Source organism: Pseudomonas chlororaphis (assembly GCA_001023535.1).
GTDB classification, from domain to species: Bacteria; Pseudomonadota; Gammaproteobacteria; order Pseudomonadales; family Pseudomonadaceae; genus Aquipseudomonas; species Aquipseudomonas chlororaphis_E.
In genome coordinates, this window is the sequence record CP011020.1 from 3,934,974 (window position 1) to 3,957,153 (window position 22,180).

A 22,180-nucleotide genomic window follows, 5' to 3' on the forward strand; every position below is an offset into this window, starting at 1 on the left:
ACGGTTTGGCTTGGTCAGGAGAGTTTATGCGCACAGCCATGGGGGCTTTGCTGTTGCTGGGGACCAGTTGTCTGGCAGAAGAAGTACCCTTGCGTATCGCCATCACCGACGGCTGGGCCATGCCCATGGTGCAGATCGAACGCGGCCGTCCGACCCAGGGCATATTGCCCGACATCATGATCAGCCTGGCCACCCAGGTCGGCATGCCGGCCGAATTCCACGTGCTGTCCCGCGCCCGCCTTGACGGCGCCATGAAAAACGGTGAAACCGACTTGCGCTGTTATGTCACCCCGGAATGGGTGCATGACGACAGTCGCAATTACCTCTGGAGCATCCCGTTGTTCTTCCAGCGCGACCTGCTCGTCGGCCCCCCTGGCGGCCCCGAGCGCGTGGTACCGGCGCGACTGGAACCGCAACCCATCGGCACCGTGCTCAGTTATTCCTACCCAACCTTGCAACCGCTGTTCGACAGCGGCCAGCTACGGCGGGACGACGCCCGTAGCCAGGACCAGGTGCTGGCGAAACTGCTGGCCGGGCGGTATCGCTATGCGGTGAGCAACCAATGGGCGCTGGACTGGTTCAATCAACGGCACGCCGCAGAACGGCAATTACAGGAGGTAGCGGTGCTCCAGGAGCGGGAACTGAGCTGTTATGTGCGCAACGATCCGACAATCCCCGCCCAACGCATCCTGCGTACCCTGTTGAAAATGAAACTGTCAGGGGAAATCGACGCGATCATCCAGCTCTACACCGGTCGCGACGTGGAGTCGGCGAGCGACACCCGATCGCCTTGACCGTCCGGTCGCTGCCGCCATTGCGTCGGTGGACTGAAGCCCGACACCCAGCCCGGCACCCGTTCGGCCGGCATGGGCCGGGCAATGAAGTACCCCTGGGCGACCTCGCAGCCCAGGCGCAACAGCAGTTGCCCATGTTCGAGGCTGTCCAGCCCCTCGGCCACGACCTCGCGGCCAAACGCCCGGGCCAGGCCAATTACCGCTTCGGTCAGCGCCAGATCATCCTGATCATGCAGGATGTCACGGACGAACGCCTTGTCGATCTTGATGGTTTGCGTGCGCAAGTGCTTGAGGTCATTGAGCGAACAAAAACCGGTGCCGAAGCCGCCCAGTGAAAACCTTACACCCAGCGCCTGGCAGGCCTGGAGGCAGGCGCTGACATTGACGAGGTTTTCCACGGCGACGGACTCGACGATCTGCAGGTCCAGCAAGCGCGGCGATACCGCCGGATGCCGCTCCAGCACCTGCCGCAGCCGCTCGACGAAGTCCGCCCGCTGGAAATGCCGGGCCGAGATATTGATGCTCACCGGCCACCCCTGCCCCGCTTGCTGCCACTGTTGCAGTTGGGTCAGGACCTGCCCCATGACCCACTCGCCGATCTCGACGATCAGGTCGGTTTCCTCCACCAGCGGCAGGAACTCCCCAGGCGGCACCAGGCCCCGTTGCGGATGCTTCCAGCGCAGCAACGCCTCCAGGCCGACCACGGTGCCACTGCGCATGTTGACCTTGGGCTGGAAATGCAGGCGCAACTCATCGTTCACCAGTGCCTGCCGTACCCGCTCGACCGTTTGATAGGTGGCGCGCACTTCCTTGTCGCGGGATACATCGAACAGGTGGAAACGGTTGCGGCCGCTTTGCTTGGCCACGTACATCGCCTGGTCGGCGTGGCGCAACAAGGTCTCGGCGTCTTCGTCATCCCACGGGAACAGCGTGACGCCGATGCTGGCGAAGACCTTGACGCTCTTGCCATCAATGGCATACGGCATGGAAACGGCGATCAACACCCGGTTCAACGCCGCGTTCAGTTCATCGATGCCGCGCACATGGCGCAACACCAGCACAAATTCATCCCCAGCCAGCCGCGCGACCACGTCCTCGCCACGCACAATGCTACGCAGGCGCCGGGCGACCTCCACCAACAGTTGATCGCCACTGGCATGGCCATGCCCGTCGTTGACGGCCTTGAATCCATCGAGATCGAGCATGCAGACCGCCAGGGGCAGGTTTTCCGCCCGGGAAAACGCCAGGGCCTGGTCCAGCAATTCGGAAAGGTAAGTGCGATTGGGCAAGCCTGTCAGCACGTCATGGCCGACTCGCCATTGCAACGAGTGCAGCAGCCGGCGCTTTTCGCTGACGTCAAAGCGAATCGCCAGGTAGCGCTCGATTTGCCCCGTATCGTCGTCGATCACCGGCACCAGGGTGGTATCGACCCAATGCAACGTACCGTCCTTGGCCCGGTTGCAGATCTCGCCTTTCCAGACCTGCCCCAAGGTAATGGTGCGCCACATGGCACTGAAGAACTCGTCAGGGTGCTGGCCGGAATTGAGCAGGCGATGGTTCGCCCCCAGCAGCTCGTCACGCGAATAGCCGAACAGTTGGCAGAACGGCTCGTTGACGTAGGTAATGCGCCCGCTCAAATCGGTTTCGGAGAAAATCGCGGCAGCGTCAACGGCTCTGCGGTACTTCTTATCCATCGAAGCAGTCATCCATGAGTCAGGCTCATTTGGCGCGCGCGGTTGCCGCCCTCGCAGAGGCGAAAATCAACTAGGCTCAAAGACCTTGAGGTAAGCTGGATCCGGGCCCTGGCAGCACGATCCGGGGGACCAACCCCCATGCCGTTGGTCACGAGCTGACGTGCATGGCGCATTCTTTTCGCGCATGCCGACCTCTGCAGCAGGTCACCAAATGCCCATACCAAAGGCCGATTCTACGAAACACATCACATTTTGCAAAGCAAGGTGATGAATCATGCGGTTGCCTAATGCAAAAATCTATCGTTAAGTTCTTGATTCTAAATGGGAATTAAGCGATGCAAATTTCAAGTTTGGGTCCAGCCATCAGACGCTATCGCAAAGTAGCGGGGCTAACTCAGGCTGAACTTGGCGAAAAAACCGGTTTTGACCCCAAAACCATCAGCCGTTTCGAAACCGGCACCTACACCCCCAGCGTCGAAGCCTTGTTCATGCTTGCCGACGTACTGGATGTGCAGTTGAAGGCCTTTTTTAGCGACATGGCCGATGAAGAAGAACAGCGAGCGTATCTGTTCGGTGTCATACACAAAGCCACCCCGAAGGATCTGGGAAAGCTGATCGCAGCGGTTGACCAGGCCATGTCCAAGCCTTGATGCAGTTATGAAACACAAAAAAGCCTGGTTTGCCGGCGAGACGGCAGCCAGGCTTTTGCGTGGGCAATCGGTTGCCCTGCCAGCCGATGTCCGGGCAGCAGAAAGCAGCGACCTGTCGATCGGGCAACTAAAAAAGGGAATTTTACGAACCTTGCGAACGAAGGCTTGAGAGCGTTATGGAGGCAACCCCACCAGCCACACCCCGGCACACAATGTTCCCGCTGTGGCTGCTTCCTTCCGGATCTGACCAGGTTCACGGGTAATCGTTGCGGGGGGACCGATGGGGTCACCATAACGACGCTGCCTGACGGCGAGCCGCGCCATTGTACCTATCTGGCGAGAAGTTACAACCGTTCGCCATGGATTAAAAATCGAAGGGGCTCAAGCACTTGCTGGGGGAGCGGTTGGCGCTTGGGAGGGTGGAGGCGGGTTCGGCATCGGGGTCGCCTGATAGGGGCTTTCGCAAGCGGGGGCTCGCTCTCATGGGGCTCGGGGCCTACAAGCCCGGAACGGGAGCGAGCCTGCTCACGATGGCTCAGGCATATTCGACCTTGAAGGAAAAAGGCCCCTCGCTGTCGCGAGCAAGCTTTGCTCCCCCAAGGCAATGGGACAAACACCTGAAGAATCCATCAGCTATTCAATACGCACGCTTAGGTTGGCGTTCTAAGCTATTTCGCACACACCCTAAACTGCAGTGGAACAGATTAATACCGGACAGTAAGGACCATACTCCGCATTAAGCGCCTGAGCCCTGACTTGAACATTGAACTTAACAGGTTGCGCACCTCCACTGACTTCGATCGTATGCGCATACTGGCCATTACTGTCCGGTTGTATTCTGGCGGCAGGTACGAATTGTTCCTGGCCATTTTCTGTCTTGGTCACTTTAAACGTGTGACTGGCAATTTCATCGGGCCTGACGTTGTCCGAAATCAGCCAGCTCAACATGATGGTGTATCGACCTGCTCCGGCTTGAGCAAGGTTGCGAGGTGCGTTGGGGATGGTTGCACGTTTACCGGGTGTAGCGGGCTTATCTGTTGCCTTATCTTTCATAACACTCTCCCAAATATCTAAAACCGCCATTCACGACTCGTCTCAGAGTAAGGGAAATTTTGTGAGCGAGATACTATCAGAACAGATAGTAACAATTGCCAGCAGTCGCAACACCGACAGGTTATATTCTGCGTCTTTATTACAAAGTTTGTTACACCCAAAAAGTTCGCAGGCTACAACAACACCTCATCCGCCCGACCACCCTCCTCCTGAATCACCAGATGAATGAAATGCAACTTGGTGATGACCGCAGCCGGCACGACGAAGGGGTAGAAGTCCGGCTGGCCCATGCTGCGGGAAAGTTCGTTGAGCATGCCGGCCAGTTCGATCCAGGCGTTGACGAACGAGAGAAAGGCCGCGCCCCCGGCATGCCCCGGGTCGTACAAGGTCTCGGGCGGGAACGGTTGGTAGTCGAAATCCATTTCCCGGGCGCTCATGCCGAAGCCTAGCGCGGTGTCCACGGCGTCCATCATGTGCAGGTAGTGCGCCCAGGTCTCGGCCCAGTCTTCCCAGGGGTGCATAGTGGCGTAGGCGCTGACGTAGTGCGTTTGCCAGTCCAGCGGCGCGCCCTGCTGGTAGTGGCGATCCAGGGCTTCGGCATAGCTGGCGCGCTCGTCGCCGAACAGCGCACGGAACGCTTCGAGCCAATGGCTGTTGGCGATCAACCGATCCCAGTAATAGTGACCCACCTCGTGACGGAAATGCCCGAGCAAGGTGCGATAGGGTTCGCGCATCTGCTGGCGCACGTATTCGCGATGGGCGTCGTCCGCCTCTTTGATGTCGAGGGTGATCAGCCCACTGGCGTGGCCGGTCATCGGCGGTTTGCCGTCCGGGTCGACACCGATGAAATCGAAAGCCAGGCCGGCCTTTTCGTCGACGGTTTTCGCGACGACCGGCAAGCCGAGGGTGATCAACTGCGCTACCAGGCGACGCTTGGCGATCTCGACCTTGCGCCAGCGCTCGGGGTTCTCCGGGATCGACAGGTCGGGAATGGTGCGGTTCAGGCGGCAGGCGATACACAAGGTGTCGTGGTCGTTGGCTGGCAGCAACCAATTGCACCCGGCCGGGGTGTCCAGATTGGCGCAACGACGGAACAACCCGGCTTGCGGGTCGGCATCCAGGGTCCAGGTGTCGGGTTGTTCGCCTGGTTGCAATGACGAAAGACGACTCTGCTCCGGTTGATACCCCAGCACCGCCAGGCACGCCAGGCATTGGCTGTTGCGAAAAAACAATGACTGCCCGCACCGACACGGCCAGACCTTGCTGTTACGCGAACGGTCCCCCAGGAAAGGCGCGGCGATGCGTGAGCTCAGTTGTTCGAAGAAGCGGTACATGGCGATCTCTCCCGGGAGTCTGCAAGACTAGATCATCCACATCCCCCGATCGTTCCCGTGGCGAGGGAGCTCGCTCCCGCTGGGCGGCACAGCCACCCCGGTCGCTGCCAGCTAGACCGTGATGCCATGCTGGCCAAGAAACGCGACAAACGCTTCTTCATCCAGCACCTTGAGCCCCAGCTCATTGGCCTTGGTCAACTTCGAACCCGCGCCCGGCCCGGCCACGACACAATGGGTCTTCGCCGACACGGAACCGGCGACCTTGGCCCCCAGCCCCTCCAGCTTCTCCTTGGCGACGTCGCGACTCATCAGCTCCAACGAACCGGTCAACACCCAGGTGTGACCCGCCTCGGGCAACCCTTCGACGACTTTCTTCTCGCTCTGCCAATGCATGCCGAAATCGCGCAACTGCTGCTCGGCGGCCTGCGCTTGCTGGCGATTCTCGGCGATGGCGAAAAACTCGCGCACGGCGTTGGCCTGTTTTTCCGGCAACGCCTGGCGCATGTCCAGCCAGTCGGCGTCCATGACTGCTTCGAGCGAACCGAACTTATCCGCCAGTTTCTGCGCCCCGCCCGGCCCGACCGACGGCACGTGCAACTTGTCGAGGAAGCCACCGAGGGTGGTACTGGCAGAGAACTCGGCGCCCAGCTCGCCCTGATCCTGAATGTCCAGGCCATGGCGCAGCAGGTCCTTGATCACCTGGCGGTTATGCGGGTCTTCGAAGAAGCTGTGGATCTCGTGGGCCACTTCCAGGCCGATATCCGGCAGGTAGGTGAGCACTTGCGGCAGGGCCGCCTGGACGCGCTCCAGGGAGCCGAGGGAGCGCGCCAGGACCTTGGCGGTTTCCTCGCCCACGTCCGGGATGCCCAGCGCGTAGACGAAACGCGCCAGGCTCGGTTTCTTGCTGTCGGCAATCGCCGCCAGCAGGTTCTTGCTCGACAGCTCGGCGAAGCCTTCCAGATCGACCACCTGCTCGAACGTCAGCGCATACAAATCCGCCGGCGACCCCACCAGGCCTTCATCCACCAACTGCTCGACGCTCTTCTCGCCCAGGCCTTCGATGTCCATGGCCCGGCGCGAGACGAAATGGATGATCGCCTGCTTGAGCTGCGCCCCGCACGCCAGGCGACCCACGCAGCGGTACACCGCGCCTTCGCTGATGGTCTCACGGCCTTTGCTGCGCTTGATCAGTTGCGTGCGCTCCACATGGGACCCGCACACCGGACACTGCTGGGGGATTTCCACCGGGCGGGCATGTTCCGGACGCCGCTCGGTGACGACTTGCACCACCTGCGGGATCACGTCACCGGCGCGACGGATGATCACCGTGTCGCCGATCATCAGGCCCAGCCGCGCCACTTCGTCCATGTTGTGCAGCGTGGCGTTGGCCACGGTCACGCCAGCTACTTTCACCGGCTTGAGCCGGGCCACGGGCGTGACCGCGCCGGTGCGACCGACCTGGAACTCGACGTCCAGCAGTTCGGTGAGCTCTTCACTGGCCGGGAATTTATGGGCGATCGCCCAACGTGGCTCACGGGCGCGAAAACCGAGTTCGCGCTGGGAGGCAATGCTGTTGACCTTGAACACCACGCCGTCGATCTCGTAGGGCAGTGCGTTGCGCCGCTCGCCGATGTCGCGGTAGTAATCCAGGCATTCATCGATGCCATGGGCCAGCTTCAGCTCGCGGCTGATGGGCATGCCCCAGACCTTGAGCTGCTTGAGATTGCCGATGTGCGTGTCGGCGATGTCGCGACTGACCTGGCCAATGCCGTAGCAGCAGAATTCCAGGGGACGGTTGGCAGTGATCTTCGAGTCCAGTTGTCGCAAGCTGCCCGCCGCCGCGTTGCGCGGGTTGGCGAAGGTCTTGCCACCCACCTCCAGCTGCGAGGCATTGAGGCGCTCGAAGCCGGCCTTGGACATGTACACCTCGCCACGCACCTCCAGCACCGGCGGCCAGCCGCTGCCCTGCAACTTGAGCGGGATGTTGCGCACGGTGCGCACATTGACGCTGATGTCTTCGCCGGTGGTGCCATCACCGCGCGTGGCACCGCGCACCAGCACGCCATCCTGGTACAACAGACTGACCGCCAGACCATCGAGCTTGGGTTCGCAGCTGTACTCCACCGCCGCCCCGCTACCCAGCAGATCGCCCATCGGCAAATCGAGGCCTTCGGTCACCCGGCGGTCGAATTCGCGCATCGTGGTTTCGTCGAAGGCGTTGCCCAGGCTGAGCATCGGGATCTCGTGCCGCACCTGGCTGAACGCCGACAGCGCCACGCTGCCCACCCGCTGGGTCGGGGAGTCGCTGGTCACCAGCTCCGGGTGTTGCTCTTCCAGGGCCTTGAGCTCGTGGAACAGGCGGTCGTACTCGGCGTCCGGAATACTCGGCTCATCGAGGACGTGGTAGCGGTAATTGTGCTGATCCAGTTCGGTGCGCAGCTCTAGGATGCGGGTTTCAGCGGCTTTCATAGTGTTCTCTCATAAAGCAAAAGAGCAGCCTAGGCTGCTCAATCTTTTAAAATCGTCGGCAGTTCGCACCCGAACCTACCCATACAGAACCTGTGGCGAGGGGATCTATCCCCTCGCCACAAAAGTCCCTCAGCTACACGTCTCTGATGACTTCAGCGCTTCTGGGTCAACGCCCGACGCTCGAACTCGACGATGCGCTGGCGGTAGTGCTCGATGGTCTGGGCGGTCAGCACGCTGCGCTGGTCATCCTTCAGTTCGCCATTGAGCTCCTGGGACAGCTTGCGGGCTGCGGCCACCATCACATCGAAGGCCTGCTTGGGATGACGCGGGCCCGGCAGGCCGAGGAAGAAACTCACCGCCGGCGTGCTGAAATGGTCGATGTCGTCCAGGTCGAATACACCCGGCTTGACGGCGTTGGCCATGGAGAACAGCACCTCGCCGTTGCCGGCCATGCTCTCGTGCCGATGGAAAATGTCCATCTCGCCAAAACGCAGGCCGCTTTCCAGGATGTTCTGCAACAGCGCCGGGCCCTTGAAGCCGGCCGGGTCGCGGCAGATCACGCTGATCACCAGCACTTCCTCGGCCTGGGCCTGATCCTTGTCGGCGTTCGATGTCCTGTTCTCGTCCGGGAAGTCGTCGTCACGGCTGTTCAGGCTCGGGCCGCCGTCCAGGTCCAGGTTGAGGTTCAGGTCGCCCTGGGATGGCTCGCTGTTGCGCTTGCCGCGCTTGGAGCCAGACTCCCGGGGCTCGCGCACCGGGGCGCTCATCGACGGCAGGTCGTGCTCATCGAGCTGTGGCTCTTTATGCGTGTCGAGCACTCGGGGCGGGCCCAGCAGTTCGGCGTTGCCATCGTCATCCGGCAGGTTCGACAGGCTGCGGTCCAGGCGAAACTTCAGTTTCCCCTTGCCACCGCGCATGCGGCGCCAGCCGTCGAAAAGAATACCGGCAATGACAATGATGCCGATGACGATCAGCCACTCGCGCAGACCGATTTCCATGTAATCCCGTGCCTCTATAAAAATGCTGAAAAATAAGGGGCTTAGCTAATTGCAAACCGCTTTAAAACGTGGCGCCAACTCTATGTTCTGAATGGCCTTTTGCCCACGCATACGAAAAATTGACATTAAACTAGCACGACCAAAGATAACTTTACACCGTCTGTCGCATGGCCTTGTGCCAATCTGTGAAGGCGTCAGGGTAAAAAATACCTACAGCGCTCCAAGTAGATGCCCTACAGGCCCACCCTTCACGCATCCACCATTGCCATGGCCTCCTCCACATCCACTGCCACCAGCCGCGAGCAACCCGGCTCGTGCATGGTCACGCCCATCAACTGGTCGGCCATTTCCATGGCGATCTTGTTGTGGGTGATGTAGATGAACTGCACCGTTTCGGACATTTCCTTCACCAGTCGTGCGTAACGGCCCACGTTAGCGTCATCCAGGGGTGCATCGACTTCGTCGAGCATGCAGAACGGCGCCGGATTCAGTTTGAAAATGGCAAAAACCAGGGCCAGGGCGGTCAACGCCTTCTCGCCACCGGAGAGCAAATGGATGGTGCTGTTCTTCTTGCCAGGAGGACGCGCCATGATTGTCACCCCTGTATCGAGTAAATCTTCACCCGTCAGTTCCAAGTACGCGCTGCCGCCACCGAAAACTTTTGGGAAAAGGGCCTGCAAACCGCCGTTGATCTGATCAAAGGTATCCTTGAAGCGGTTGCGGGTTTCCTTGTCGATCTTGCGGATGACGTTTTCCAGGGTCTCCAGCGCTTCCACCAGGTCATCGTTCTGCGCGTCGAGGTAGCGTTTGCGTTCGGACTGCTGCTGGTATTCGTCGATGGCCGCCAGGTTGATGGCACCCAGGCGCTGGATGCGCTGGGCGATGCGTTCGAGCTCTTCCTCGGCGTCCTTCTCGTTCGCGCCGGCCACCAGGGTGGCGAGCACGCCGTCGAGGTCGTAGCCATCCTCCAGCAACTGGTCCTGCAAGGCCTTGCGGCGCACGGTCAGGGCTTGCCATTCCAGGCGTTGCTGTTCCATCTGGGTGCGGATCAACTGGGATTGCTGCTCGGCCTGGCTACGGCGCTTCTCGGCGTCACGCAGCTCGCGGTCGGCGTCTTCCAGGGCGATCTGCGCCGTCTTGAGTTCTTCGTCGACGGTCATGCGCTTGTCGAGCAACTCTTCGAGCTTGAGGCGCAACTCTTCCAGCGGCGCCTCGCCCTCCTCCAGGTTGAGACTCAACTGCTCGCGTTTTTCGGTCAGGCGCTCGGACTGCATTTCCAGGCGTTCCAGCGCCTGGCGCGTGGAATCGTATTGCGCCTTGAGCGAGCCCAGGCGCACGGCCAGTTGATGGGCGTGATCCTTATGCTGCCGCGCCTCTTGGCGCACCCGGTCCAGGCGCTCGCGCAGGCTGTCGCGCTGGGCCAGCAGCAACTCGCGCTGCTCGGTGTCCTGGGCCATGGCGTCGAGGGCTTCCTGCAATTGCAGGCGCGCCTCGCCGATCTGTTCATGCTCCAGCGCCCGCTGCTCACCCAGCTCGGCGATCTCTTCCTCAAGCCGCGTGCGGCGCAGCGCCAGTTGTTCGACCTTGGCCTTGCCCGCTGACAACTGAGCCTTCAGTTCGCCCTGCTGGCGAGCTTCGTCCTGCAACAGCCGTCGCAGGTGTTCGCGGCCGTTCTCCTGCTGACGCTGTTGCGCCCGCAGGTTCTGCAATTCGCTTTCCAGGGCTTCGACGCTGGCCTCGCGCTCTTCGCGCTCGGCACCCAGGCGCTGGATTTCCTGACCACGGGCGAGCATCCCGCTCTCGGCTTCGCTGGCCCGGCGCACCCGCAGGAAATGCCGGCCAACCCAGTACCCGTCGCGGCTGATCAGGCTCTCGCCCGGCGCCAGTTGCCCTCGCAGCGCCAACGCCTGTTCGAGGCTCTCCACCGGCTTGACCTGGCCCAGCCAGGGCGACAGGTCGACCAGGGCCTCGACTTTGTCCAGCAAGCTGCCGGGCACCCGCACCCCGTCGCCCGCCGGGCTGAGCAGGCGCAAATCGCCCTGGCTGAAGCCTGACAGGTCTAAGCCGCCGAAATCGTCCACCAACACCGCTTGCAGATCGGCACCCAGCACGGTCTCCACCGCCAGTTCCCAACCGGCATCGACCTTCAGGCCCTCGGCCAGGCGCGGCCGCTCGGCCAGGTGCTGGTCGCGCAGCCATTCGGCGGTGCCCGTGCCCGGGTCCAGCGCGGCCTGCTGCAAGGCTTCCAGCGAGGCAAGACGGCCATTGAGCCGCTGCAATTCGCCCTGGGCCTGCTGCTGGTTGTGCAAAGCCGCCTGCAAGGCCTGGCGCAACTGCTCCAGGCGCTCGACCTGGGCGTCCTCGCTGGCCTGCAAGTCTTCGAGGGTGGCTTCGCTGGTCGCCAGTTGCTCGCTCAGGTCCAGGATCGCCGCGTCTTCCGGGTCCGCCGCCAGCAACGCGCGCTCTTCGGCCAAACGGCGCTGGCGCTCGGCCAGGCGCTCCATGCTGGTTTCCAACTGTTGGATGCGTGACTGCTGGACCTCGGCCTGGCGGCGTGGCTCGGCCGAAGTCAGGTTGAAGCTGTCCCATTGTTCCTGCCAGCCATGCATGGTCACTTCGGCTTCTTCCAGGGCCGCGGCGGCTTCTTCGGCGGCGGCACTGGTGATTTCCTGCTCCGGCGTGAGCCGTTCCAGCTCTTCGCCAAGGGTCAGCAGCAGCGTACGGTCATGGCCCAGGTGGGATTCGGTTTCCAGGCGCGCGCGTTCGGCCTCCTTCAAGTCATCCTGCAACTGGCGCAGCCGCTGCTGGCCATGCTGGATACTCTGTTCGACCCGGGCGATGTCGCCGCCCACGGAATAGAAGCGTCCTTGCACCAGATTGAAGCGCTCGGACAGGTCATGGTGCCCGTCCCGCAGCCGTTCGATGGCCGCGTCGGCGTTGCGCTGCTCGGCCACCAGCGCTTCGAAGCTGACCTCCTGGTTGCCGATGACCGCCTCACGCTGGCCGACCTGTTCGTTCAACGCCTGCCAGCGCAGGGCCGAGAGCTGGGCCTTGAGCTGACGCTCCTCGCCCTTGTATTCCTGGTATTTCTTGGCCGCCTCGGCCTGACGGTGCAAGCGTTCGAGCTGCCGTTCGAGCTCTTCGCGCAGGTCGGTCAGGCGGGCGAGGTTTTCATGGGTGCGGCGGATACGGTTTTCCGTTTCCCGGCGTCGTTCCTTGTATTTGGAAATACCGGCGGCTTCTTCGATGAAGTTGCGCAGGTCTTCAGGCTTGGCCTCGATCAGCTTGGAGATCATGCCCTGCTCGATGATCGAGTAGCTGCGCGGGCCCAAGCCGGTCCCCAGGAAAATGTCAGTGATGTCCCGGCGCCGACACTTGGCACCGTTCAGGAAGTAACTGTTCTGGCTGTCGCGCGTGACCTTGCGGCGAATGGAAATCTCCGCGTAGGCCGCATACTCGCCCACCAGGGTGCTGTCGGAGTTATCGAACACCAGTTCGATGCTGGCCTGGCTGACCGGCTTGCGGCTGGTGGAGCCGTTGAAGATGACGTCGGTCATCGACTCGCCGCGCAGGTTCTTGGCCGAGCTCTCGCCCATCACCCAGCGCACGGCGTCGATGATGTTCGATTTGCCGCAGCCATTGGGGCCGACCACCGCCGCCATGTTACTGGGGAAGTTCACCGTCGTCGGGTCGACGAAGGACTTGAACCCCGCCAGCTTGATGCACTTGAGTCGCACGTCAGGCCGCCGTCAGGGCAGAAACCACCAGGTCGCAACTGCGCTGGGCGTAGGCCGTCAGCACGATGCGGATCTGCGGCAAATCACGGGCCAGCACGGCGACGAGCAGGCGCTGGAACAAATCGAGGAACTCGCTCATTTCGGCCTTGCGCTGGTCCAGCGCCAGGAAATAGGCACGGCTCATGGCCGGTTGCAGGTTCTCGACGGTTTCCTGTAGGTACGGGTTGTTGGCAAAGGGGTACGCCGCGCGCATCACGCTGAAGCTTTCATCGACGAAGGTGCGGATGTCCTGGCGCTGGAAGGCGTCCGTCAGGCGCTGCTGGATCGCCACGAACGGCGCCATGTCGGCCGGTTGCTGCCAGCCATGGGCCACGGCATTGCCCAGCAGGATGTACAGCTCGCTCATCAGCGTGCACAGGCTGCGCACCTTGTGTTCAGTGAGTTCGGTGACGTGGGCGCCACGGCGCGGCAGGATCGCCACCAGGTGGCGCCGCTCCAGGATCAACAAGGCCTCGCGGACCGACCCACGGCTGACATTGAGCGCCAGGGTGACCTTCTGCTCCTGGATGCGCTCTCCCGGCTTCATTTCACCGCGAATGATGCGCTCGGCGAGATGATGGGCGATTTGCTCGGCGAGGCTGTCCGGGGCCTTGAACGTCATGGTTTTCCTTCAAACTCTTCGATTTGCACAAGCGGCGCAGTGTAGCGCACTCACTACGTCATGGCGCAGGGCCTGTACCGGGTTTTGGCACGATATAAGCAAAAAAGCAGGGTATGGCCCGAGGGTCAATACTCAATTCACCCGTTGTAAATCGACAAACCGAATTTTCCTGACCTTTAAGTCAGAAAATCATTGACCGAAAAGTCAGACCTGCTAAATTCGGCCCACGTCGATACAACAATAATGAGTCTGCGAGGCCTTCCGTGATCCAGTTTTTACTCAACCAGGAGCTCCGTAGCGAGCATGCCCTGGACCCGAACCTGACCGTGCTCAATTACCTGCGCGAGCACCTCGGCAAATCCGGTACCAAGGAAGGCTGCGCCAGCGGCGACTGTGGCGCGTGCACCGTGGTGGTGGGCGAACTGCACACCGACGACAACGGCCGCGAAGGCCTGCGCTATCGCAGTCTCAACTCATGCCTGACGTTCGTCTCGTCCCTGCATGGCAAACAGCTGATCAGCGTCGAAGACCTCAAGCACCAGGGCCAGTTGCACAGCGTCCAGCAAGCGATGGTCGATTGCCATGGCTCGCAATGCGGCTTCTGCACGCCGGGCTTTGTCATGTCGCTGTTCGCCCTGCAGAAGAACAGCGCCCAACCCGACGCCCACAAGGCCCATGAAGCCCTCGCCGGCAACCTGTGTCGCTGCACCGGCTACCGGCCGATTCTGGCCGCCGCCGAACAGGCCTGCTGCGCCAGCCAGCCGGATCAGTTCGACGCTCGCCAGGACCAGACCATCGCCCGCCTCAAAGCCATCGCCCCCACCGAAACCGGCGAGCTCAACAGCGGCGACAAGCGCTGCCTGGTGCCCCTGACCGTGGCCGACCTGGCCGACCTCTATGACGCCTACCCCCAGGCGCGCCTGCTGGCGGGCGGCACGGACCTGGCGTTGGAAGTCACCCAGTTCCACCGCACCCTGCCGGTGATGATCTACGTCGGCAACGTCGCCGAACTCAAGCGCGTTGAACGTTTCGACGATCGCCTGGAGATCGGCGCCGCCACCGCGCTGTCCGACTGCTACGAAGCCCTGAAGGCCGAATACCCGGACTTTGGCGACCTGCTGCAACGCTTCGCCTCCTTGCAGATCCGCAACCAGGGCACCTTGGGCGGCAATATTGGCAACGCTTCGCCGATCGGCGACTCGCCGCCCCTGCTGATCGCCCTCGGCGCGCAGATCGTCCTGTGCAAGGGCCAGACCCGCCGCACCCTGGCGCTGGAAGACTACTTCATCGACTACCGGGTGACCGCCCGCCAGGAAAGCGAGTTCATCGAGAAGATCATCGTGCCCCGGGCCAGCGCCGAGCAGGCGTTCCGCGCCTACAAGGTGTCCAAGCGCCTGGACGACGATATTTCCGCCGTTTGCGCGGCGTTCAACCTGCGCATCGACAACGGCGTGGTCCGCGATGCCCGCGTGGCCTTCGGCGGCATGGCCGCGACCCCCAAGCGCGCCACCCATTGCGAAGCCGTGCTGATTGGTGCGCCTTGGAACGACAGCACCGTCGAACGCGCCTGCGCGGCCCTGGCTGAGGACTTCACGCCCTTGTCGGACTTTCGCGCCAGCAAGGAATACCGCCTGCTCAGCGCCCGCAACCTGCTGCGCAAGTACTTCATCGAACTGCAAACGCCGCACATCGAGACTCGGGTGACCGCTTATGTCTAACCACCACGCCGTAGAGAAGACCCAAGCCGAGCTGGCCGAGCTGTTCGCCCGCGACCTGAGCACCGGTGTAGGCCGCAGCGTCAAGCACGACAGCGCCGCCAAGCATGTGTCCGGCGAGGCGCAGTACATCGACGACCGCCTCGAATTCCCCAACCAGTTGCACGTCTACGCGCGCCTCTCGGACCGTGCCCATGCACGGATCCTGCGCATCGACACCACGCCTTGCTATGCCTTCGAAGGCGTGCGCATCGCCATCACCCACGAAGACATCCCGGGCCTCAAGGACATCGGCCCGTTGCTGCCCGGCGACCCGCTGCTGGCGATCGACGATGTGCAATTCGTCGGCCAGCCGGTGCTGGCCGTCGCTGCCCGGGACCTGGAAACCGCACGCAAGGCAGCCATGGCGGCCATCGTCGAATATGAAGACCTGGAACCGGTGCTGGACGTGGTCCAAGCATTGCGCAAGCGCCACTTCGTGCTCGACAGCCACACCCATCAGCGCGGTGACTCGGCCGGCGCACTGGCGAGCGCCGAACATCGCATCCAGGGCTCGTTGCACATCGGCGGGCAAGAACACTTCTACCTGGAAACCCAGATCTCCTCGGTGATGCCCACCGAAGACGGCGGCATGATCGTCTACTGCTCCACCCAGAACCCCACCGAAGTGCAGAAGCTGGTGGCCGAAGTGCTGGGCGTGTCGATGAACAAGTTGGTGGTGGACATGCGCCGCATGGGCGGCGGCTTCGGCGGCAAGGAAACCCAGGCCGCCAGCCCGGCCTGCCTGTGCGCGGTGATCGCTCACCTCACCGGGCAGCCGACCAAGATGCGCCTGCCGCGGGTCGAAGACATGCTGATGACCGGCAAGCGCCACCCGTTCTACATCGAATACGACGTGGGCTTCGACAGTACCGGGCGCCTGCACGGCATCGCCCTGGAACTGGCCGGCAACTGCGGCTGCTCGCCGGACCTGTCGGCCTCGATTGTCGACCGGGCGATGTTCCATGCCGACAACGCCTATTACCTGGGCGACGCGACCATCAACGGCCATCGCTGCAAGACCAACACCGCGTCGAACACCGCCTACCGCGGCTTCGGCGGTCCCCAAGGCATGGTGGCCATCGAAGAAGTCATGGACGCCATCGCCCGGCACCTGGCGCTCGACCCACTGGCCGTGCGCAAGGCCAACTACTACGGCAAGACCGAGCGCAACGTCACCCACTACTACCAGACCGTCGAGCACAACATGCTCGAGGAAATGACCCGCGAACTGGAAGAAAGCAGCCAGTACGCCGAACGCCGCGAAGCGGTGCGGCGCTACAACGCCAACAGCCCGATCCTGAAAAAGGGCCTGGCGTTGACACCGGTGAAGTTCGGTATTTCGTTCACCGCCAGCTTCCTCAACCAGGCCGGTGCCCTGATCCACGTCTACACCGACGGCAGCATCCACCTGAACCACGGCGGCACCGAAATGGGCCAGGGCCTGAACACCAAGGTCGCGCAAGTGGTGGCCGAAGTGTTCCAGGTGGAAATGGACCGGGTACAGATCACCGCGACCAACACCGACAAGGTCCCCAACACCTCGCCCACCGCCGCCTCCAGTGGTGCCGACCTCAACGGCAAGGCGGCGCAGAATGCCGCCGAGATCATCAAGCGGCGCCTGGTGGAGTTCGCCGCGCGGCAGTACAAGGTCAGCGAGGAAGACGTGGTCTTCCACAACGGCCATGTGCGGGTGCGCGATCACATCCTGACCTTCGAGGCGTTGGTCCAACAGGCCTATTTCGCCCAGGTCTCGCTGTCGAGCACCGGCTTCTATAAGACCCCGAAAATCTACTACGACCGCAGCCAGGCCCGTGGCCGGCCGTTCTACTACTACGCCTATGGCGCGGCGTGCGCCGAGGTGATCGTCGACACCCTCACCGGCGAATACAAGATGCTGCGCACCGACATCCTCCACGACGTCGGTGCCTCGCTGAACCCGGCCATCGACATTGGCCAGGTCGAAGGCGGCTTCATCCAGGGCATGGGTTGGCTGACCATGGAAGAGCTGGTGTGGAACGACAAGGGCAAGCTGATGACCAACGGTCCGGCCAGCTACAAGATCCCCGCCGTGGCCGACATGCCGCTCGATTTGCGGGTCAAGCTGGTGGAAAACCGCAAGAACCCCGAAGACACCGTGTTCCACTCCAAGGCCGTGGGCGAGCCGCCGTTCATGCTCGGCATCGCCGCCTGGTGCGCCATCAAGGACGCCGTGGCGAGCCTGGGGGATTACCGGCACCAGCCGAAGATCGACGCGCCGGCGACACCGGAACGGGTGTTGTGGGGTTGCGAGCAGATGCGTGGGTTGAAGGCGGTCAAGGCTGAGGAAGCTGAAGTCGAAGTGGCTTCGCTCTAGACCGCGGCGCGGCCGATCGCGAGCAAGCTCGCTCCCACATTGGGTCGGTGTTCACAAATACCCTGTGGGAGCGAGCTTGCTCGCGATGAGGCCGGAACAGACAAAAGAGATGTCGAGGTGAACATGTACAACTGGATCAGCGCCCTCGCCGACCTGCAAACCCGCGGCGAACCCTGCGTGCTGGTGACCATCATCGAAGAGCTCGGCTCCACGCCGCGCAACGCCGGTTCGAAGATGGTCATCAGCGCCAGCCAGACGTTCGACACCATTGGCGGCGGGCACCTGGAATACAAGGCCATGGAAATCGCCCGGCAGATGCTTGCCAGCGGCCAGCAGGCTACCCACCTGGAACGCTTCAGCCTCGGCGCCAGCCTCGGCCAGTGCTGCGGTGGCGTAACGGTGCTGCTGTTCGAACCCATGGGCCAGGTGCAGGCGCAGATTGCCGTGTTCGGTGCCGGCCATGTCGGCCGCGCCCTGGTGCCGTTGCTGGCGAGCCTGCCCTGCAAGGTGCGCTGGATCGATTCGCGGGAGGCGGAATTCCCCGAACACTTGCCCCACGGCGTACGCAAGATCGTCACCGAAGAGCCACTGGATGAAGTCGACGAACTGCCCGCCGGCAGCTACTGCATCGTCATGACCCACAACCACGCGCTCGACCTGGAACTGAGCGCCGCGATCCTCAAGCGCAACGACTTCGCCTACTTCGGCCTGATCGGTTCGAAGACCAAGCGGGTCAAGTTCGAACATCGCCTGCGCGATCGCGGCTTCGACAGCGGCACCTTGCAACGCCTGCGTTGCCCGATGGGCATCGGCGAAGTCAAAGGCAAGCTGCCTGTGGAAATCGCCATCTCCATCGCCGGCGAAATCATCGCCACCTATAACGCCGACTTCGGCCAGCACACCGCGCGCGCCGAACCGATCGCCAAGCTGCTGCCGGCCTCGCGCCGCAGCCAGGCCAACCGTTGATTCTTCATTGAGAAACCTTTCATGCCCCTGACACGCAAAGCCTACCGCGCCACCCTGCTCCACAGCCTCGCCGACCCGGCCGAAGTAGGGATCGAAGCCTCCTATGAGTATTTCGAAGACGGCCTGCTGGTGGTGGAAAACGGCCAGATCAGCGCCATCGGCCACGCCCATGACCTGTTGCCGACCCTGGCCGCGGACATCGAGGTCAACCATTACCCCGACGCGCTGATCACCCCAGGCTTCATCGACACCCACATCCACCTGCCGCAAACCGGCATGGTGGGCGCCTATGGCGAGCAATTGCTGGACTGGCTCAACACCTACACCTTCCCCTGCGAAAGCCAGTTCGCCGACCCGGCCCATGCAGCGGCCGTGGCCGATCTTTTCGTCAAGGAACTGTTGCGCAATGGCACCACTACGGCCCTGGTGTTCGGCAGCGTGCACCCGCAGTCGGTGAACGCCTTCTTCGAAGTGGCCCAGAAGCTGGACCTGCGGATGATCGCCGGCAAAGTGATGATGGACCGCAACGCCCCGGACTACCTGACCGACACCGCCGAATCCAGCTACACCGAGAGCAAGGCGTTGATCGAGCGCTGGCACGGCAAGGGCCGCCTGCACTACGCCGTGACGCCCCGCTTCGCCCCCACCAGCACCCCGGAACAATTGACGCTGGCCGGCCAGTTGCTGAGCGAGTACCCCGACCTGTACATGCAGACCCACATCAGTGAAAACCTGCAGGAAGTGCAATGGGTCAAGGCGCTGTTTCCCGAGCGCAAGGGTTACCTGGACGTCTACGACCACTACCAACTGCTGGGCGAGCGCTCGGTGTTCGCCCACGGCGTGCATCTGTGCGACGACGAATGCGCACGCCTGGCCGAAACCGGTTCGGCCATCGCCTTCTGCCCGACGTCGAACTTCTTCCTGGGCAGCGGCCTGTTCAACCTGCCCATGGCCGAGAAGCACAAGGTGAACGTCGGCCTGGGCACCGACGTGGGGGGTGGCACCAGTTTTTCACTGCTGCACACGCTGAACGAAGCTTACAAGGTGATGCAGTTGCAGGGTGCGCGGTTGAGCCCGTTCAAGTCGCTGTACCTGGCGACACTCGGCGGCGCCAGGGCACTGCGCCTGGAAGAGCGGATCGGGACCTTGCAGCCGGGCACCGATGCGGATTTCCTGGTACTGGACTACAACGCGACGCCACTGCTGGGCTATCGCCTGAAACAGGCCAACGACATTGCCGAGCGGTTGTTCGTGCTGATGACCCTGGGGGATGACCGGACGGTGATGGAGACTTACGCGGCCGGTAAATTGGTGCATCAGCGGTAGATTTCCTTCGCCTGTTACACCGCTTTCGCGAGCAAGCCCGCTCTCACATTTGATCCGCGTATGTCATGACAACACGGTCGAATGTGGGAGCGGGCTTGCTCGCGAAGGGGGGAACTCGGTGCCGCTGACTCAACTCAATCAGAGCTTGGCCGTCGACCGTCCTGGCTTCTTGCTCTGCAACAGGTGCGAGAACACCGCGTGCAGGTCGTCCGAGGCGCTTTCTTCGTCGAGGTTGAGCTTGCTGTCGATGTGGTCCATGTGGTGCATCATCAGGTCCACCGCCAGCGTCGCGTCGCGCGCCTCGATGGCGTCGATCAACTGGGTGTGCTCGTCATAGGAGCAGTGGGAACGGTTGCCGCTTTCGTACTGGGCAATGATCAGCGAGGTCTGGGACACCAGGCTGCGCTGGAAGCTGATCAACGGCGCATTCTTTGCCGCTTCGGCCAGCTTGAGGTGGAATTCGCCCGACAGGCGGATGCCGGCGCCACGGTCGCCTCGGGAAAAACTGTCGCGCTCGTCGTTGACCATCTGCCGCAGCTCGGCAAGCTGCTCGGCGGTGGCATGCTGCACCGCCAGTTCGGTGATAGCCCGCTCCACCAGGCGCCGGGCCATGAACACCTGGCGCGCCTCCTCGACACTCGGGCTGGCGACCACGGCGCCGCGGTTGGGCCGCAGCAGCACCACCCCTTCATGGGCCAGGCGCGACAACGCCCGACGAATGATCGTGCGGCTGACCCCGAAAATCTCCCCCAGTGCCTCTTCGCTCAGCTTTGTACCGGGCGCCAAGCGTTGTTCGAGGATGGCCTCGAAGATATGCGCGTAGACGATATCGTCCTGGGTACCGCTGCGACCGGCCTTACCGGCTCGCGGTTGTTTCTTGAGGGGCTGCAACTGTTCGTTCATGGGCACTCGAGTCGGGAGAACTGCGGCGAATTGACCGTGACTGTAATACGGCACAGCCGGTCGCTGGCAAGTATCGCGTAAAAAACACCTCGATTGTACACAACCTCTGATGGCAACACGACTGTACGGCTGTTTGCGGGCCTGGCTGTATTGCAATCGCTCACGGGGTTGAGTTTAGGCTTAAACCGCAACCCTGTGGCGAGGGCGCTTGCTCCCTCGCCACAGGGTTGTTCCTGGCTTTGCCAAATTTATAACAAGGATCATCGCCCGCCATGACCGAAGTCACGACTACGCCACTTCGTCCGCTCGCCGACACATCGCCATCGGCCGTCGTCGCCGGGTTCATTGCCATGATGACCGGCTACACCAGCTCCCTGGTGCTGATGTTCCAGGCTGGGCAGGCAGCAGGGTTGACCAGCGGGCAGATTTCATCGTGGATCTGGGCGATTTCCATCGGCATGGCCGTGTGCACCATCGGCCTTTCGCTGCGCTATCGCACGCCGATCACCATTGCCTGGTCGACACCCGGCGCGGCGCTGTTGATCACAAGCCTGGGCGGCGTGAGCTACGGCGAGGCCATCGGTGCCTACATCACCTGCGCGGTGCTGGTGACGATCTGCGGCCTGACCGGCAGTTTCGAGCGCCTGGTCAAGCGCATCCCGGCGTCCCTGGCGGCGGCCTTGCTGGCGGGCATCCTGTTCAAGATCGGCAGCGAGATCTTCGTCGCCACCCAGCATCGCACCGGCCTGGTCCTGGGGATGTTCTTCACTTACCTGATCGTCAAGCGCCTGTCGCCGCGCTACGCGGTGCTGGCCGCGCTGCTGGTGGGCACGGCGTTGTCCGGCCTGCTCGGGCTGCTGGATTTCAGCGGGTTTGCCCTGGAAGTCGCGACACCGGTCTGGACCACGCCGCACTTCTCCCTGGCCGCCACCATCAGCATCGGCATCCCACTGTTCGTCGTGGCGATGACCTCGCAGAACATGCCCGGCATCGCCGTGCTGCGGGCCGACGGCTACAACGTTCCAGCCTCGCCGCTGATCACCAGCACCGGCATTGCCTCGCTGCTGTTGGCACCGTTCGGCTCCCACGGCATCAACCTGGCGGCCATCAGCGCCGCCATCTGCACCGGCCCGCACGCCCACGAGGATCGCGACAAGCGCTACACGGCGGCGCTCTGGTGCGGGATTTTCTACGGCATTGCCGGGGTGTTCGGCGCCACGCTGGCGGCGTTGTTCGCGGCGTTGCCCAAGGAACTGGTGCTGTCCATCGCGGCCTTGGCATTGTTCGGCTCGATCATCAATGGCTTGACCATCGCCATGAGCGAAGCCCGGGAACGGGAAGCGGCGCTGGTGACGTTCATGGTCACCGCGTCGGGGTTGACGCTATTTTCCATCGGGTCGGCGTTCTGGGGGATCGTGGCGGGGGTGTTGACCTTGCTGATCCTCAATTGGCGCAAGGCCTGATCGCCTCTGAAAGCTTCGCGAG

14 protein-coding genes are annotated in these 22,180 nt (G+C 62.5%); 7 read left to right on the forward strand and 7 right to left on the reverse strand.

The window, feature by feature from the left end; all coding sequences use genetic code 11:
• Window positions 1-26 precede the first annotated feature (26 nt).
• Window positions 27-794, forward strand: a complete 768-nt coding sequence (locus tag VM99_17395) for an amino acid ABC transporter substrate-binding protein (GenBank protein AKJ99758.1) — start codon at window positions 27-29, stop codon at window positions 792-794.
• On the opposite strand, the gene VM99_17400 is transcribed toward VM99_17395, so the two are convergent.
• The gene (locus tag VM99_17400) at window positions 746-2,488 is read right to left on the reverse strand and encodes a diguanylate cyclase (protein AKJ99759.1); all 1,743 of its coding nucleotides are present in this window, start codon (window positions 2,486-2,488) and stop codon (window positions 746-748) included. The two genes, VM99_17395 and VM99_17400, sit on opposite strands and share 49 nt — an antisense overlap.
• Before the next feature lie 335 nt (window positions 2,489-2,823).
• On the opposite strand from VM99_17400, the gene VM99_17405 reads away from it, so the two are divergent.
• Entirely contained in the window at window positions 2,824-3,138 is a 315-nt protein-coding gene (locus tag VM99_17405) for a Cro/Cl family transcriptional regulator (GenBank protein AKJ99760.1), read from the forward strand.
• A 1,226-nt stretch (window positions 3,139-4,364) separates the two neighbouring features.
• Here the strand turns inward: VM99_17405 and VM99_17410 are convergent.
• From VM99_17410 to VM99_17430, 5 genes are all read right to left on the reverse strand, one after another.
• Complete coding sequence (locus tag VM99_17410; GenBank protein ID AKJ99761.1) at window positions 4,365-5,525, reverse strand: DNA polymerase III subunit gamma/tau; 1,161 nt, start codon at window positions 5,523-5,525, stop codon at window positions 4,365-4,367.
• Window positions 5,526-5,636: 111 nt separating this feature from the next.
• On the reverse strand, window positions 5,637-7,994 hold the full coding sequence (locus VM99_17415) for an NAD-dependent DNA ligase LigA (GenBank protein AKJ99762.1): 2,358 nt from the start codon (window positions 7,992-7,994) through the stop codon (window positions 5,637-5,639).
• A 152-nt stretch (window positions 7,995-8,146) separates the two neighbouring features.
• Window positions 8,147-8,992, reverse strand: coding sequence for a cell division protein ZipA (zipA, locus tag VM99_17420; protein AKJ99763.1), 846 nt, complete (start codon window positions 8,990-8,992; stop codon window positions 8,147-8,149).
• 248 nt (window positions 8,993-9,240) lie between these two features.
• The gene (locus tag VM99_17425) at window positions 9,241-12,729 is read right to left on the reverse strand and encodes a chromosome segregation protein SMC (GenBank protein ID AKJ99764.1); all 3,489 of its coding nucleotides are present in this window, start codon (window positions 12,727-12,729) and stop codon (window positions 9,241-9,243) included.
• A 1-nt stretch (window position 12,730) separates the two neighbouring features.
• A complete protein-coding gene (locus tag VM99_17430; protein ID AKJ99765.1) occupies window positions 12,731-13,390 on the reverse strand; it encodes a GntR family transcriptional regulator in 660 nt (219 codons plus the stop codon).
• A gap of 263 nt (window positions 13,391-13,653) precedes the next feature.
• On the opposite strand from VM99_17430, the gene VM99_17435 reads away from it, so the two are divergent.
• The 4 genes from VM99_17435 to VM99_17450 all read left to right on the forward strand — a co-directional run bounded on the left by VM99_17435 (window position 13,654) and on the right by VM99_17450 (window position 19,792).
• Window positions 13,654-15,108 (forward strand): FAD-binding molybdopterin dehydrogenase, encoded by a 1,455-nt coding sequence (locus tag VM99_17435; protein ID AKJ99766.1) that lies wholly within the window; start codon window positions 13,654-13,656, stop codon window positions 15,106-15,108.
• The gene (locus tag VM99_17440; GenBank protein ID AKJ99767.1) at window positions 15,101-17,500 is read left to right on the forward strand and encodes a xanthine dehydrogenase; all 2,400 of its coding nucleotides are present in this window, start codon (window positions 15,101-15,103) and stop codon (window positions 17,498-17,500) included. The genes VM99_17435 and VM99_17440 overlap by 8 nt, the downstream gene beginning before the upstream one ends.
• 123 nt (window positions 17,501-17,623) lie before the next feature.
• Complete coding sequence (locus tag VM99_17445) at window positions 17,624-18,466, forward strand: molybdenum cofactor sulfurylase (protein ID AKK01786.1); 843 nt, start codon at window positions 17,624-17,626, stop codon at window positions 18,464-18,466.
• A gap of 21 nt (window positions 18,467-18,487) precedes the next feature.
• Window positions 18,488-19,792 carry a guanine deaminase gene (locus VM99_17450; protein AKJ99768.1) on the forward strand — a complete coding sequence of 435 codons (1,305 nt, stop codon included), beginning with the start codon at window positions 18,488-18,490 and terminating at the stop codon, window positions 19,790-19,792.
• 138 nt (window positions 19,793-19,930) lie between these two features.
• Here the strand turns inward: VM99_17450 and VM99_17455 are convergent, their stop codons facing one another.
• Entirely contained in the window at window positions 19,931-20,695 is a 765-nt protein-coding gene (locus tag VM99_17455) for a GntR family transcriptional regulator (GenBank protein AKJ99769.1), read from the reverse strand.
• Window positions 20,696-20,967: 272 nt separating this feature from the next.
• On the opposite strand from VM99_17455, the gene VM99_17460 reads away from it, so the two are divergent.
• On the forward strand, window positions 20,968-22,158 hold the full coding sequence (locus tag VM99_17460) for a membrane protein (GenBank protein ID AKJ99770.1): 1,191 nt from the start codon (window positions 20,968-20,970) through the stop codon (window positions 22,156-22,158).
• Window positions 22,159-22,180: the final 22 nt, after the last annotated feature.

Bases quoted from the DNA above. Each gene is read 5' to 3' on its own strand.
- VM99_17450 (AKJ99768.1), top strand. From the start codon at position 18,488: ATGCCCCTGACACGCAAAGCCTACCGCGCCACCCTGCTCCACAGCCTC.
- VM99_17395 (AKJ99758.1), top strand. From the start codon at position 27: ATGCGCACAGCCATGGGGGCTTTGCTGTTGCTGGGGACCAGTTGTCTG.
- VM99_17400 (AKJ99759.1), bottom strand. From the start codon at position 2,488: ATGGATAAGAAGTACCGCAGAGCCGTTGACGCTGCCGCGATTTTCTCC.
- zipA (AKJ99763.1), bottom strand. From the start codon at position 8,992: ATGGAAATCGGTCTGCGCGAGTGGCTGATCGTCATCGGCATCATTGTC.
- VM99_17440 (AKJ99767.1), top strand. From the start codon at position 15,101: ATGTCTAACCACCACGCCGTAGAGAAGACCCAAGCCGAGCTGGCCGAG.
- VM99_17455 (AKJ99769.1), bottom strand. From the start codon at position 20,695: ATGAACGAACAGTTGCAGCCCCTCAAGAAACAACCGCGAGCCGGTAAG.
- VM99_17445 (AKK01786.1), top strand. From the start codon at position 17,624: ATGTACAACTGGATCAGCGCCCTCGCCGACCTGCAAACCCGCGGCGAA.
- VM99_17460 (AKJ99770.1), top strand. From the start codon at position 20,968: ATGACCGAAGTCACGACTACGCCACTTCGTCCGCTCGCCGACACATCG.
- VM99_17410 (AKJ99761.1), bottom strand. From the start codon at position 5,525: ATGTACCGCTTCTTCGAACAACTGAGCTCACGCATCGCCGCGCCTTTC.
- VM99_17405 (AKJ99760.1), top strand. From the start codon at position 2,824: ATGCAAATTTCAAGTTTGGGTCCAGCCATCAGACGCTATCGCAAAGTA.
- VM99_17430 (AKJ99765.1), bottom strand. From the start codon at position 13,390: ATGACGTTCAAGGCCCCGGACAGCCTCGCCGAGCAAATCGCCCATCAT.
- VM99_17415 (AKJ99762.1), bottom strand. From the start codon at position 7,994: ATGAAAGCCGCTGAAACCCGCATCCTAGAGCTGCGCACCGAACTGGAT.